The following is a 12,790-nucleotide window of genomic DNA, read 5'->3' on the forward strand; positions in this document are numbered from 1 at the left end:
GCACTACTCGGTACAAACGGTATTGAGTAACGCGAAAGTCACCTAACAAAAAGGCCTCAATTGAGGCCTTTTTTATGAATTCAAACTCAAATATTTACGAACCAAATATCACCACAAGCAAAGCAAACAAAAAACCACCTGCCGCTATTTTCATTCCATTTTTGAATAACTTCGCTTTTGGCATAAACATCAAAAAAGCGGAGACGACAAAAAACAGCAACACCACACCAAAGGTAATGTTTAAAATAAACAAAGGGCTGTTTGTAGTAGCCTTGTGCAGACTGACAAGTTTGGCTAGTACCTTGGGATAATCTTTTTTAGTGACAACCGCCTCACCCGTGGCTTTTTGATAGGCGCCGTAGTTAAAACGAATTGCTTGTTCATCTTCAGCCTGAATTTTAAACCCTTTCAGATGAAGAGCCTCTTCTAGCGCCTTAGAGCTCAGTTGAGTGTCTAGTTCATGCACCGTGGTGTATTCGTATTTCATAAAATCTGTGCTACGAAATATGAGCAATATTCCACTGACTGCATACACCGTCATGATACCCGCAAGGAAAAACCCCATCCATCTATGATACTGCCTAAAGGTATTGTGAAACTTTGCTGATGCCATACTGCCCTCTGTTATGTGTGAACGTTATATCGTGCTTTAAGTGAAAAAAGCTGTATTTAACCACAGAGATTTAGATATGTCTGATGTCTTTACCTAAGTTTGCTTTTGAGCCGCGCAGACACGAAGCACAGTTGCTTACTTGAGCGCTATTGAATAAATATTTTAAGGGTAGAGCAAGTAGGGCTGACGTTGTTTTTTGAAGTTGGCCAATCCTGCTTGCCAGCTTTGTTTAATTTCGCCAGCGCTTTGGCCTGCTTCTATGGCGTTACGCAGTGAATCTGTACCGGCTAACTTATCCATAAAATCAGCTCGGTCAAATAAGTGCATACCACGGCTAGAAAATTGCTGCTGCGCCCCCACCAGCCAGGTTAAATTAAGGCCTCGCTCAGGGCTTTCTTGCAAATCTATCCCCTGTAGAGCCTTCCCTTCTAGCTTGGGGTGCAGCGCGCTACCAGGGCGTGATTCTGGGCTGAACGCAAATTCGCCTAACTCAATATCGTCAAACCCTAACACCTGAAATGGAAAGTCAGTACCGCGGCCGACACTAATAGGCGTAGCCTCAAAAAAACACAGACTTGGGTATAAACCAATCGCTTGGTCATTGGGTAAATTCGGGCTCGGGGCAACAGGTAGTGAGTAGTGCATATTACGGGAGTAATTAGCGACTGGAATGGTGACCAAATCAAGCGATTGCGCTTGGTTTATCCAGCCTTCGCCTTTGATCATACGTGCGAGTTCAGCTACCGTCATACCATGTAGAACGGGGATAGGATGCATGCCCACAAACGAGCGGTATTTAGGCTCGAGTATTGGCCCATCGACGAAACGCCCATTAGGGTTGGGGCGGTCTAGGACCATAAACTGAATACCCGCCTCTGCTGCGGCTTCCATCATGTAGTGCATCGAACTGATGTAAGTGTAAAAACGCACGCCCACGTCTTGAATGTCAAATATCACCACATCAAGTTGTTGTAACATTTCCACTGGCGGCTTTTTAAATTTGCCGTAGATAGAGGTGATAGGAATACCAGTTTTTGCATCTATTTCGCTGTTTACGTGCGCTCCTGCATCATGATCACCACGAAAACCGTGTTCAGGCGCGAAGATTCGCGCGACGTTGACTGACTCATCAAGCAAATAATCCGCTAAGTGTCTGTTGCCCACCATGGATGTTTGATTTACCACTAAGCCGACACGTTTACCTTTTAGTTGCGGCAGATATGCTTCTGAGCGCTGGGCAGCAACTTTGATGGCCTCAGGGCTACCCTTTTCTACCTGAGAAGAAGTCACACATGCACTTAGCAATAAGGTAAATAGCGCTAAGTAGATGAGCTTCATGACTCACCTTGCGACATGGCATGGCGCAAAAAACCCTGCTTCTGAGCAAGCTTTTCGCGAGCCTGTTGCACATCAACACCTGTAAGTATCATTAAAATCGCCACTTTGACTTCTTTATTCGCGTGATCAAGGGCTTCATATGCGGTTTGCTCTTCGCAGTCAGTAGCTTGCATCACAATACGTACCGCTCGTGCATACAACTTTTGATTACTGGCGTTAAGATCCACCATTAGGTTTTGATAAGTCTTACCAATGCGGATCATGCTGGCCGTGCTAAGCATATTAAGTATGAGTTTCTGGGCAGTGCCTGATTTTAAGCGTGTAGACCCGGTCAGGACTTCAGGGCCCACTTGGGCACAAATATCAATATCTGCTATCTGACCGATGACAGAGTTAGGGCTGCAATTTACTGCAATAGTTGTTGCTTTACACTGCTTGGCGTACTCTAAACCTGCAGCCACATAAGGCGTACGGCCACTGGCAGCAATACCCACCAATGTATCTTTATCACTAAAATTAAGGGCTTTTAAGTCAGCTACGCCCATTGCTCGGTCATCTTCTGCACCTTCAACGGCGTGTATCACTGCTTTTTCGCCTCCCGCGATCAAGCCGATAACCATTCCCTCTGGCACGCTAAAGGTTGGCATACACTCTACCGCATCGAGTATGCCTAAGCGCCCGCTCGTACCGGCGCCCATATAAACCAAACGGCCACCTCGGTTAAAACTTGATACGATAGCTTCAACTCCAGAGGTAATATCCGCCATTGCTGCACTCACCGCAGCAGCAACTTTATGATCTTCCTGATTGATTTTTTCTAAAATCGCTAGAGTGGGCAAAGTGTCTATGTCGAGCGTATCTATGTTGCGCCCTTCAGAAGCGATGCTATTTAATTCACTGAGCAAATTTACTTGAGTCATAAATTGATTACGTTCGGTTAGTTAGTGGATGAAGGCGAGCACAATTGCTTTGCCAACAAACAAGCGCCATCAAGAGAGTTTCCCTTACTTGGCACAATTAAATTGCGATAAGTCGCACTTAGCAGTCCTTGGCTCGGTTCAGCCAGACCACCCATGAGCACCAAGGGTAAATCACTTGAGCCGCAGGTACGCTTGATTAATTTTTCGATCATGGTGGCATGGGCAGTGAGTACTTCTAACGCCACCACACACTCTTCTTTTAGGTTGAAAACATGTGGCGCAAGCGCTGCGAAATCAGCTGGTTTCGCCATCGCTAACCATTGCAAGATTGAATGGCGACTGTAACCAATTTGGCTGGCCACAAACAAACTTAACGTGCTTTTTGCTACCCCATTCAAGTCCATTTCCAACAGCAACTTTTGAACCGCTAAGTAGCCAAGTTTCGCACCGCCACCTTCATCACCGATACAAAAACCCCACCCGCCTATCATCTTTTCGTTGCGGTTATGATCCATACGCATACCAACCGACCCTGTCCCGAGTGCTACAACAGCCACTGGATGGCCAGCATTAGCGCCGTACAAGGAGGTCTTGGCGTCAGACACCACACTTAATTTGGCAAATTTGAAGGCTAACTCACGCTCTAATTTAACCACCAAGGATTTATCCCCGGCACCGGCGACACCAAACACAGCCGATACCTGCTCGGCGCTGCAGTCCGCCTGCTCTAATAATTGCCTGCAAGCATCTGTAATACTGGCTAACGCCAAGGAGTAATCATTACTCAGAGACGTTGCCCCAGCATTCACTTGCCACTGCATTGAGGTTTGTAAGTCAACGAGCCGGGCAACCGTTTTTGTGCCCCCGCCGTCTAAGCCAAGTATGAATTGAATTGAATGGTTCATGCTTCCTGTCCCTGAAATTGCGATTCGCTGCTGCCTTTGCCTGATAAACACACTAGGCTTGCGACCAATGTGGCGATACAAAGTTGCCAAGTAAATCCAATGTGCACTATCCAGTCTTGTGGTAAGTACAGCGTCATAATATAAGGCTGAAATAAAAGCGTCGTCATAAAACCGCAAATGAGCGCCGCTAACACGCTTTGTGGGCTACCGCGCTTAGTGAAGATGGCGGTGAAATACACACCTAATAAGCCACTGTACGAGAACACCATGACACCCAAAGCAAACTGTAAAAGTGGTGTGTCAGTATATTGTTGCCAATAAAAGCATAAGCAGGCCATAGCGCCTAGTGCTGCAGCTACCAACCCCATAGCCACGCGCCCAGCGCTGACGAAATGCATGTCACTATGGCGATTACCTTTCTTCTTTTGCCAAGGTGCGTAAATGTCTTGCACCAGCACTGATGCCATAGAATTCAACCCTGAATTAAGTGTCGATAGCGCTGCAGCAATGATGCCAACGGTTACTAACGCTTTCACGCCAGCAGGAATATGATTGAGTACGTAGTACATAAAAATAGTGACTGGCTCACCTTCAAAGGTCGGTAAAACCTCGCCTGCAGCACCGCTATGCATTAAATCTGGGCGCTGGTAATAAACATATAGCAACAAGCCAATAACAATGAAAAGCAGCATGATCGGAATCACCATAACAATGGAATACAGCATGGCTTTACTGCCTTCTTTGGCATTTTTACACGTTAGCACGCGCTGGGTCATGTCTTGGTCAAGACCAAATGCGGCGATATTTAGCAACACAAAACCAGTAAACACTGACCAGATGTTAAACACGCCCGAGGGGCTGAAATCCCAATCAAATTTGAATAACGCCAACTTCGATGCTTGACCAGCTCCTGGCTCGGCAAGCACCGCCATGATGCTGGACATATCACTGGGGATCGCCGCCAGCAAACAATAAATAACCGCTACCGCTGCCCCCACATACACACAACATTGAATTACATCACTGTATATCACTGTTTTGATGCCGCCATACACTGTGTACATCAGACCAGCGACTGTCAAAATGCAGGTTGCAGCCACTACATGTGATGCTTCAATGTCGGCAAATAAAATCATCGATACGGCAATCGCTGCCATGTACAAACGAGCCCCGCTCGCGAATATACGGCCACATAAATACATCAAACCTGCTTGTTTCTTCGCTGTGGGGCCAAAGCGTACTTCAAGCAATTCGTATACGGTGTACACATTAAATTTATAAAACTTAGGAATAAGAAAAGTGGCAACAAAGAACGCCGCCACAAACGCGCCTAAGTTAGTCGCTAAATAAGACAAATCACCGCGGTAACCCTGGTCGGGGCCGCCTAAAAAAGTGGCTGCAGATTGCGAAGTGGCGAGCACAGATATGGCCACCGCCCATACAGGCATAGTGTTACCACCACGAAAGTAATCTTGGCTGTTTGCTGAGCGGCGATTAAAAAACCAACCTGAGCCCAGTAGCAACAAGCCATAAGCAACAAAAACTAACCAATCTAAACCAGAATACTGTGCGCTCATTAATGCTTACCGTATACGCTTAATGTTGTAGAGACGATCCACATAGCTGTTTTTCTCCGACAGGCGAAGGGGTAACAAAGGCGTGACGGACACACCGTTTAAGGTGCCTTTGTAGAGCTTTTTATGCTCATCAAAATACGCCAAGCCTTTTACGTCATGGATCACAAACGGTTGGCCCTGCTCATCGCCTAAATAGAGCATCACGTGGCCAGGAATATAAAGTAAGTCACCTATTTCTAAATCGTCAATGGCCGCTAGTTTATCTGCCATAGGGGATTGCTTGGAAAACCGGTTATCAATACCGAAGTCTGTTCCACCCTGGTCACCAGAGTTGCGTGGCATTAAAATGCCGAACGAGCGATAAATTTCTCCCACAAACCCCGTGCAGTCACGGCCGTTATAATCATGCCCCCAACCATAACGTTCACCTAAAAACTTGAAGGCTTGGCGAATAACGTTCGCTTTGGTGTATGCCATGTACCCCAAATGCACGTCTTGGCTTCGCCCGATAAGGGCTTTTTGTAAGCTCAACTTCCCTTGCGGTGTACGAGTGGGTAACCAAACCACGTAATTGGCATAAGGGTTTTGGGCGTATAACGCGGTTGGCACTTCATTTTCGCTAACTAAAGGCAAACGTACACTCATGTCAAGTTGTTGCTCAGACACTGCTGGCATGTCAGGCACGTATTGAGTGAACACCTTGGCTCCGGTAATCACAACGAAATCGCTTTCGCCTTTAAATTCAGCAACTTGCTGTTTAGTACCAAGGGCAAAATTTTCGACTCTTGTCCAAGCGAGGTAATTAAACCCTTGCACCAATGCCCACTGCTTATCTTTGCTGTAGGTTAGGATCGCAACTGCGTCCCCTGGAAACAAAGCGCTTTCTTGAAAACGGTCAAGGTCCACATCCATCCCTGAGTTCAGCACTCTATCATCGGTTGGAAAGGTACGCAGTGCTGCGCGCTTTACCATTAAGCCAAATCCCACTTTGTGACCATTCGGTGCTGGGGCAAAAGTCATATTGTCTTGATAAAGCTCATAATCTTGAGCACTTAACTGGCGTCCACCAACAAAATAGCGCGCACTTTTGGGCACTTTGCTGATGCTGTGAATTTTCGCTGTGAGTTGTTTGTCAGTAAGTGAATCTGGGCTACTTAGGGGATCGCTAACAAAACGGTTATGCTCAATTAACCCTTGGTTATGCGCATTGATCTGTTCTTGGGTCATGACTAGTTGTTCAGGACTTTTTAGCTTCTGCTCCCAGTGATCAGCGTGCAACTGAGCTTGTGTTACATTCATCACATCAGTTCCCCAATTCTTTTGCAGGTCTTTGGTAGGATGCTGTAGAGCACTGGCAGGCAATGCAGTCGCACTTAAAGCGCATGCCAGTAACAGCCCGATTGATAAAATACGTTTCATATTGTTCTCCGTTTACGCTGCGCTTAGCCATGCTAACGCTCGCCCTACCAATAAGCCGCCGCCGGTGCCAACTATGTAACCCAACATGGCCATTAACACGCCCACAGGGATTAACGCTCGAGAATAAGCAGCAGCAAGTATAGGAGCAGATGCCACGCCGCCAATATTGGCCAACGACGCGATACCGCAGGTGAATAAATCAAGTTTGAACAGCTTGGCCACCAGTAGCATAAGCCCACCGTGAACAGCCAAAATAAATAAGCCAAGCAAGATATATATAGGCGCTTGGGTTAATTCGTTGAAATTAGCACGCGAAGCAATCAAGCCAATAATGAGATACAGCATGAGGGATGATAACTCTTTCCCCCCCACATTTTGCTGATGGGAGTGATTGCACAAATAACACCCAAAACGGTGACCAACATCACAGTCCATGCGGTTTTAGTAAAAAATTCTGTCACAGGCAAAGCAGCAGCAAGATGCTGACATAGGATGGAGACCAACATTGCCCCAGACAGCAAAACCAACATAGAGGTGGTTTTATTGCCTGTGTATTCCTGTTGTTTACTGGCTAAATTGGCACTGACTTCTTCTAAGGCTTTACCATCAGCTTTAGTCCAATGATTGAAACGATTCGCGAGGGGAACCAACGCCAACAGAAACATGACCCACATGGCGTAATCAATTGAGTCAATTAGCAAGGTGTAACCCATACTGGAATCAGGCACATTAAGCGCCGCTTGCACCGCAGCCATATTACCTGTGCCGCCCATCCAACTGCCGCTTAGCGCCGCTAGCGTTTTCCACGCATCTGGGGCTAAAAAGCCTTTAAATAGCGCAAAACCAATGACAAATGCACAACCAATGCTGATCGCTGCGGCAAAAAATGCCAACAGCATCTTGCCGCCCAAGCGTTTAATTTGACGTAAATCAGCGTCCAGCAACATTAAGAAGATCATAGCCGGAAGAATATTTGCCTTAAGGGAAGAATACGCCTGATTGATCTCTGCTGTTTTACTCCATAAACCCAGCGTAGACATCATCATGACTGTGAAATACAGCAATACGATGGCGGGTAGATAATGGAATAACTTCCAACGGGTTTTCTCTTCTACTAGGGCTAGTCCCCCCGCGATAAAGAGTAAAACACTGATGTATGCAAAGGCAGTCGTGATCATAAAAAAAGTGGTTAGTTTGCAGTAACCAAACAGTACCCAGTTGCAGACTATTTGTAAATAACTATTATAAAATATAGAAAAATAAAGAATAATTTATTATTCTAAATCCACTGTACACTTTATCAACATAAAAGGGGTTCCCATTGAGTAGCTTCATGGCGCAAGAAACGGCGCAAACATCATCTGTTATACGTCAGCAACTCATTCGTAACGCCGAGCAGTGTGAAACACTCGTCAGCCAAATAAAAGCGAGAAAACCCAGTTATGTATTAATGATTGGCCGTGGTTCATCTGATCACGCAGGTGTTTTCGCTAAATACTTATTAGAAACTGAGCTAGGCATACCCGTTATGGCGTCTGCCCCTTCGGTGTTCGGTATTTACCATAAATCTGTCAATCACCAAGGCGCCTTAGTGATTGCCATTTCCCAGTCTGGCCGTAGCCCTGATATTGTGAATCAAGTGAAATCAGCCAAAGCCAGTGGCGCTATGTGTTTGGCCTTGGTAAACGACGAACAGTCTCCCCTAGCCCAAGCAGCTGATTATGTATTGCCAATGGGGGCGGGGTTAGAGCAATCGGTTGCCGCAACCAAAAGCTACTTAGCCAGTTTGAGTGCATTACTGCAATTGTGCGCCTACTGGAATAACAACACCGCGCTACTCGATAGCCTTACTAATCTGCCGGACGCGTTAGAACAGGTACTCGCACAGCCTGCGCAGCTAACGCCTGATTTACTGCACGAGATTCGACATTGCGTCATGTTAGGACGCGGTTTTGGTTACGCTATCAGCCGTGAAATGGCGCTGAAATTAAAAGAAGTTCTGGCGATACACTGTGAAGCTTTCAGCAGCGCCGAGTTTATGCACGGCCCGTCGGCCATGCTTGCTAATCAACTCCATGTCATTGATGTTCAAGTTGAAGATGAAACAACTGACGTGCATAGTAACCAGATACACACGTTCGCCCAACAAGGGGGTCGCGTTGTATCTCTGTCGCACCCTAAGCTTACACTGCACCCTCGTTGCCTGCCGTTATTGGTGGTATTGCGTTTCTATGTAGACATTGAGCGTATCGCTCAAGCTTATGGTCGAGATCCAGACCGACCTCAGGGCCTTAAAAAAATAACAGAGACCCATTGATATGCAATTTAGATGTGAGCGCTTACTGACCTCAAACGGCTGGTTGAATAACCAAACTGTAATCGTTGAACAAGACACCATCCAAAATATAACAGCAACATCTTCTAATGACGCCCATTTGGCGTTTTACCCCGGTTCAGTGGTACCTGGTTTTATCGATGTACAAGTTAACGGGGGTGGCGGCGTACTGTTTAACCAGTCACCTTCCACAGCAGCTTTAGCCCAGATGAGCCAAGCTCATCGCAAATTTGGTACCACAGGGTTAATGCCAACATTGATCACGGATGAACTGCCTGTCATGCAACACGCAGCACAGATTATGGCTGAGGCCATTGACCAAAATGTGGCTGGGATCCTTGGGGTGCATTTTGAAGGACCACACTTAAGCAAACCGAAAAAAGGCGTGCATGATGAAGCCTTTATTCGCCCTATCACAGATGATGAATTAGCCCTTTATTTACGCAAAGATTTGGGGAAAGTGATTGTGACACTTGCACCGGAAAATGTTAGCCCAGACGTGATTACACAATTGTGCCAGCATGGAGTGAAAGTATGCCTAGGCCACTCCAACGCTGATGCAGAAACCGTACTCAAGGCAATTGAGGCCGGCGCAGATGGGTTCACTCACTTATTCAACGCTATGTCAGCCATGCTGTCACGCGCACCTGGCATGGTAGGGGTGGCGCTAAATACACCAGATACCTATGCGGGCTTAATTCTAGATCATTACCACATTGACCCAATTTGCAGTGAAATAGCGATTAAAATCAAAGGGAAAGAAAGAATGATGCTGGTTACCGATGCCATGGGATTAATCGGCACTGACGATGACAGCTTTATGTTCGGTACACAGAAGATCACGCGCGTTGGCAATAAACTAACCACAGATAATGGTACGCTAGCAGGCTCCCATTTAGACATGCTTAGCGCGATCAAAAATGCGGTGCGCGATTTACATATTCCTCTTGAAGACGCCATCACAATGGCCAGTACCACACCTGCTCAGTATCTGGGTTTACAAGACACCCATGGCGTTATTGCCAAAGGCAAAAAAGCGGACTTTGTTGTACTAGATGATGCGCTAAATATCACGGCATTATGCCAATCAGGTCAATTCATTCCACAATCATAAGAATAAGGGACAACCCATGACACTCACTACTTCTGCGCCGCGCTCAAGCATTATGCCCATGTGCATTATTGCACTGCTGTTTTTTATATTCGGCTTTGTAACTTGGTTAAACGGCGCACTGATCCCTTTTTTACAAGTGGTGTGTCAGCTCTCTGAAACTCAAGCTCTGATGATTGCATCGTGCTTTTACTTTGCCTACGTGGTGATGGCGTTGCCCATGGCTATGATCTTGGAAAAGGTCGGGTATCAGTCATCCATGGTATTAGGGTTAAGCATTATTGCCCTTGGCTTGCTCGGTTTTATCCCTGCAGCGTTACTGCAAGAATTTTGGATATTCCTTGTGGCGCAGTTCGTTATTGGCAGCGGCTTAACCATCTTACAAACTGCTGCTAACCCTTATGTGGTCAATGTCGGGCCAACCAAAAGTGCTGCTGCGCGCATCGCGATTATGGGGTTACTCAATAAAGGCGCTGGTATATTAGCGCCTATTCTTTTCACCGCATGGGTATTAGGCGGCTTTAGCGACATCAACCTAGCGACTGTCAATCAGTTGCCTGCAGAGCAACAGCAATTGCAAATCGAAAGCATGGCTCATCAATTGATTACGCCATACGTGGGTATGGCCATTGCCTTGCTAGCATTAGCCGGTGGTTTGTCGCGTATTTCGCTGCCCGATTTGGCTTTACTAGAGTCTCCTGTCAATGACGAGTCAGACGCGCTTGAAGATAGCGCTCGTCATCAAACTAAAAGCGTAATTTGGCAATTTCCCCAGCTAGTGCTTGGCGCCATCGCACTGTTCTTTTATGTGGGGGTGGAAGTTATCGCCGGCGACACGATTGGTTTATATGGTGCGAGCATAGGAGTCGCTAACGCCACCACGCTCACGTCATACACTATGGGCTTTATGGTGTTGGGTTACTTTCTTGGCTTGGTGTGTATCCCACGCTTTGTATCACAAGCAAATGCCCTGCGCATCAGTGCCATTAGCGGTTTGGTTATTACTGTTTTATTGCTGTTCTCGTCAAATGAGCAAACCATGCTAGCGCAATTACTCTGGGGATGGACCGGGATCGCCGTCATTCCAAACAGCGTCGCGTTAATTGCCTTACTGGGCTTGGCCAATGCCATGGTGTGGCCAACGCTGTGGCCTTTAGCCCTAGCGGATTTGGGGCGTTTTACCCCAAAAGGCTCTGCGATTTTAATCATGGGTATTGCAGGGGGCGCGCTGATGCCAATTATTTATGGGCAATTGGCTCAAGCGAGTAATAGCCAACAAGCTTATTGGATACTATTACCGGGTTATTTAATGATAGGTTTTTACGCATTTTATGGTCATAAAATGCGTAGTTGGTCGTAAGTAACGGCGTTTATTAGGAGTTATGCCGCGAAATAGATGGTTAAACGCGGTGTTAAAGCACCGCGCTTTCATCTAGCGTTAATTGTTGCTTGCTCGCATCAAGTGTTGCCATTGCGCCAACAGGTACGGTCGCCATATCTTTAATGTGACCAATCATCACACCACTTAGCACAGGCACGTTCAAGTCACCCAAACGGTCCTTTAGAACATGTTCAACGCTAAAGGACGGGCCGCTGCTCGGCTGACAATCGGTACATTTACCAAACACTATACCTACTACCTTGTCCAATCTACCTGCCAGTTTAAGGTGGGTTAGCATACCGTCGATCCGGTAGGGCGCTTCCTCAACGTCTTCTAAGAATAGGATCTTGCCTGCGTAATCTGGCTCATAAGGGCTACCCACTAACTTCACCATAAGCGACAGATTGCCACCAATTAATACGCCCGATGCCTGCCCCTCGGTAACGGTTGTAAGACGGTTGTCTTTCTCGGCTTGACCTTCGGCGGGTTCAAACACCGGCGGTGTGGCCAGTGGCATACTCTTCACAGGATTGAACAACACGCTTTTGAATTCACCTAAGGTGTACTCAGTAAAGCTCTGTTTCGCAATAGGTCCGTGAAAGGTCATGATGCCGCTTCGAGTGTAAATCGCATTAAGCAGCGCAGTGACATCGCTATAACCGAGAAACACCTTGGGGTTTTGGCGGATGAGGTCATAATCTAAATAAGGCAAAATTCGTGGCGAGCCATAGCCACCACGTAAGCAAAAAATAGCGTCTACGGTATTATCAGCAAACATGCTATTTACGTCGTTCGCTCTGTCTTTATCGGTACCCGCTAAATATGCTGTACGATCAAATAGATGAGTGGCCGTTTTCACCTTGAAACCAAAAGAGCGAATAATATCCATGGCGAAGTAGATCTCTTCGTCTTCCCAGGTATTACTGCTTGGAGCAATAAGCCCAATTGTCTGGCCTGCCTTTAAGCGCTTGGGTTTACGAATTTTTACTGAGCGCTCACCAGCATCAGCCAAAGATGCGGCACTTACTGATGTAAGCGGAATCAACGCGCTCGCCATCGCAGAAGTAATAAAGGCTTTGAGTAACGTTCGTCGGACTATCATCATATTTCTCGCTTTTTTGTTTAACTTAGCAAATAAGTGACTGAGCAAAAAGAAGTAATTATTACAATTTAAAGAAAAATTAGGAATAT

General features: G+C 46.5%; 10 protein-coding genes and 1 pseudogene. 3 read left to right on the forward strand and 8 right to left on the reverse strand.

Translation table 11 applies throughout. The features are described from left to right. Positions 1–94: 94 nt before the first annotated feature. The 7 genes and pseudogenes from AC0L6N_RS19290 to AC0L6N_RS19320 form a co-directional block, all read right to left on the reverse strand. On the reverse strand, positions 95–613 hold the full coding sequence (locus AC0L6N_RS19290; RefSeq protein WP_473476966.1) for a PepSY domain-containing protein: 519 nt from the start codon (positions 611–613) through the stop codon (positions 95–97). 162 nt (positions 614–775) lie between these two features. Next, positions 776–1,951 (reverse strand): exo-beta-N-acetylmuramidase NamZ family protein, encoded by a 1,176-nt coding sequence (locus tag AC0L6N_RS19295; protein WP_473476969.1) that lies wholly within the window; start codon positions 1,949–1,951, stop codon positions 776–778. After that, positions 1,948–2,871: an N-acetylmuramic acid 6-phosphate etherase gene (gene murQ, locus AC0L6N_RS19300; RefSeq protein ID WP_011576858.1), complete on the reverse strand. Its 924-nt coding sequence runs from the start codon at positions 2,869–2,871 to the stop codon at positions 1,948–1,950. The genes AC0L6N_RS19295 and murQ overlap by 4 nt, the downstream gene beginning before the upstream one ends. Before the next feature lie 17 nt (positions 2,872–2,888). After that, on the reverse strand, positions 2,889–3,776 hold the full coding sequence (locus AC0L6N_RS19305; RefSeq protein ID WP_473476972.1) for a glucosamine kinase nucleotide-binding domain-containing protein: 888 nt from the start codon (positions 3,774–3,776) through the stop codon (positions 2,889–2,891). Further along, positions 3,773–5,353: a sodium:solute symporter gene (locus AC0L6N_RS19310; protein ID WP_011576860.1), complete on the reverse strand. Its 1,581-nt coding sequence runs from the start codon at positions 5,351–5,353 to the stop codon at positions 3,773–3,775. The genes AC0L6N_RS19305 and AC0L6N_RS19310 overlap by 4 nt, the downstream gene beginning before the upstream one ends. Positions 5,354–5,359: 6 nt before the next feature. Then, positions 5,360–6,772, reverse strand: coding sequence for an SH3 domain-containing protein (locus AC0L6N_RS19315; protein WP_473476974.1), 1,413 nt, complete (start codon positions 6,770–6,772; stop codon positions 5,360–5,362). Positions 6,773–6,784: 12 nt separating this feature from the next. Continuing rightward, positions 6,785–7,950 (reverse strand): annotated as a pseudogene (locus tag AC0L6N_RS19320) (DUF819 family protein). A gap of 155 nt (positions 7,951–8,105) precedes the next feature. On the opposite strand from AC0L6N_RS19320, the gene nagB-II reads away from it, so the two are divergent. The 3 genes from nagB-II to AC0L6N_RS19335 are packed head-to-tail and all read left to right on the forward strand — an operon-like array spanning position 8,106 to position 11,578. Next, entirely contained in the window at positions 8,106–9,089 is a 984-nt protein-coding gene (gene nagB-II, locus AC0L6N_RS19325) for a glucosamine-6-phosphate deaminase NagB-II (RefSeq protein ID WP_473481387.1), read from the forward strand. 1 nt (position 9,090) lies between these two features. Continuing rightward, entirely contained in the window at positions 9,091–10,221 is a 1,131-nt protein-coding gene (gene nagA, locus AC0L6N_RS19330; protein WP_473476976.1) for an N-acetylglucosamine-6-phosphate deacetylase, read from the forward strand. A gap of 16 nt (positions 10,222–10,237) precedes the next feature. Beyond that, positions 10,238–11,578 (forward strand): sugar MFS transporter, encoded by a 1,341-nt coding sequence (locus AC0L6N_RS19335; RefSeq protein ID WP_473476978.1) that lies wholly within the window; start codon positions 10,238–10,240, stop codon positions 11,576–11,578. A gap of 52 nt (positions 11,579–11,630) precedes the next feature. On the opposite strand, the gene AC0L6N_RS19340 is transcribed toward AC0L6N_RS19335, so the two are convergent. Next, the gene (locus AC0L6N_RS19340) at positions 11,631–12,704 is read right to left on the reverse strand and encodes a S66 peptidase family protein (protein ID WP_473476980.1); all 1,074 of its coding nucleotides are present in this window, start codon (positions 12,702–12,704) and stop codon (positions 11,631–11,633) included. Between the last annotated feature and the right edge of the window lie 86 nt (positions 12,705–12,790).

The organism is Paraglaciecola sp. G1-13 (assembly GCF_055809255.1).

What these genes read in the sequence shown, in the direction of transcription:
- AC0L6N_RS19315 (WP_473476974.1), bottom strand. Translation starts at nt 6,772, where the DNA reads ATGAAACGTATTTTATCAATCGGGCTGTTACTGGCATGCGCTTTAAGT.
- AC0L6N_RS19340 (WP_473476980.1), bottom strand. Translation starts at nt 12,704, where the DNA reads ATGATGATAGTCCGACGAACGTTACTCAAAGCCTTTATTACTTCTGCG.
- AC0L6N_RS19290 (WP_473476966.1), bottom strand. Translation starts at nt 613, where the DNA reads ATGGCATCAGCAAAGTTTCACAATACCTTTAGGCAGTATCATAGATGG.
- nagA (WP_473476976.1), top strand. Translation starts at nt 9,091, where the DNA reads ATGCAATTTAGATGTGAGCGCTTACTGACCTCAAACGGCTGGTTGAAT.
- murQ (WP_011576858.1), bottom strand. Translation starts at nt 2,871, where the DNA reads ATGACTCAAGTAAATTTGCTCAGTGAATTAAATAGCATCGCTTCTGAA.
- nagB-II (WP_473481387.1), top strand. Translation starts at nt 8,106, where the DNA reads ATGGCGCAAGAAACGGCGCAAACATCATCTGTTATACGTCAGCAACTC.
- AC0L6N_RS19305 (WP_473476972.1), bottom strand. Translation starts at nt 3,776, where the DNA reads ATGAACCATTCAATTCAATTCATACTTGGCTTAGACGGCGGGGGCACA.
- AC0L6N_RS19295 (WP_473476969.1), bottom strand. Translation starts at nt 1,951, where the DNA reads ATGAAGCTCATCTACTTAGCGCTATTTACCTTATTGCTAAGTGCATGT.
- AC0L6N_RS19310 (WP_011576860.1), bottom strand. Translation starts at nt 5,353, where the DNA reads ATGAGCGCACAGTATTCTGGTTTAGATTGGTTAGTTTTTGTTGCTTAT.
- AC0L6N_RS19335 (WP_473476978.1), top strand. Translation starts at nt 10,238, where the DNA reads ATGACACTCACTACTTCTGCGCCGCGCTCAAGCATTATGCCCATGTGC.